Genomic DNA, 826 nt, shown 5'->3' with positions numbered 1-826 from the left:
GCCCGGCAGGTTGGCCATGAAACCGATGTCAAAGCTGCCCGCATGGGTGGCGCCATCAGCGCCGACCAGACCGGCGCGGTCGATGGCAAAGCGCACGGGCAGGCGCTGGATCGCCACATCATGCACGACCTGGTCGTAACCGCGCTGCAGGAAGGTGGAATACATCGCGCAGAAGGGCTTCATGCCGCCGGCTGCCAATGCCGCGGCAAAGGTCACGCCGTGCTGTTCGGCAATGCCCACATCAAAGGTGCGCGAGGGGTAGCGTTCGGCCATCAGGCTGAGGCCGGTGCCGTCGGGCATCGCGGCAGTGACGGCGCAGATCTTGTCGTCCTGGGCCGCAAGCTTCACCAGTTCATTGCCGAAGACCGAGGTATAGGAGGGCGCGTTGGAGGGCGCTTTTTTCTGTTCGCCGGTCACCATGTCGAACTTGGCGGTGGCATGGCCCTTGTCGCGGGCGGCCTCGGCCGGGGCATAGCCCTTGCCCTTTTTGGTCAGCACATGGATCAGGATCGGGCCGGTGGCGCGGGCCTTGACCGTGCGCAGCACCGGCAGCAGCTGGTCCATGTCGTGGCCGTCGATAGGGCCGAGGTAGGAGAAGCCAAGCGCCTCGAACAGGGTGCCGCCGACGGCCATGCCCTTGAGCATATCCTTGGCGCGTTTGGCACCCTCGCGGAAGGGTTCCGGCAGCAGGGAAACCGCGCCCTTGGCGGCGGCCTTCAGCTCCTGGAAGGGTTCGCCTGCGTAGAGGCGCGACAGGTAGGAGGACAGTGCGCCCACCGGCGGGGCAATCGACATTTCATTGTCGTTTAGGATCACGATCAGCCGC

1 protein-coding gene is annotated in these 826 nt (G+C 65.5%); it reads right to left on the bottom strand.

The window, feature by feature from the left end:
• On the bottom strand, nt 1–826 hold an 826-nt coding region (locus RA19_RS25480), incomplete at both ends, for a 1-deoxy-D-xylulose-5-phosphate synthase N-terminal domain-containing protein (RefSeq protein ID WP_039168829.1).

Source organism: Leisingera sp. ANG-M1, from assembly GCF_000813745.1.
GTDB lineage: Bacteria > Pseudomonadota > Alphaproteobacteria > Rhodobacterales > Rhodobacteraceae > Leisingera.
Note: the sequence above shows the minus strand (reverse complement) of the source record. Positions and strands in the feature narration are given on the sequence as shown.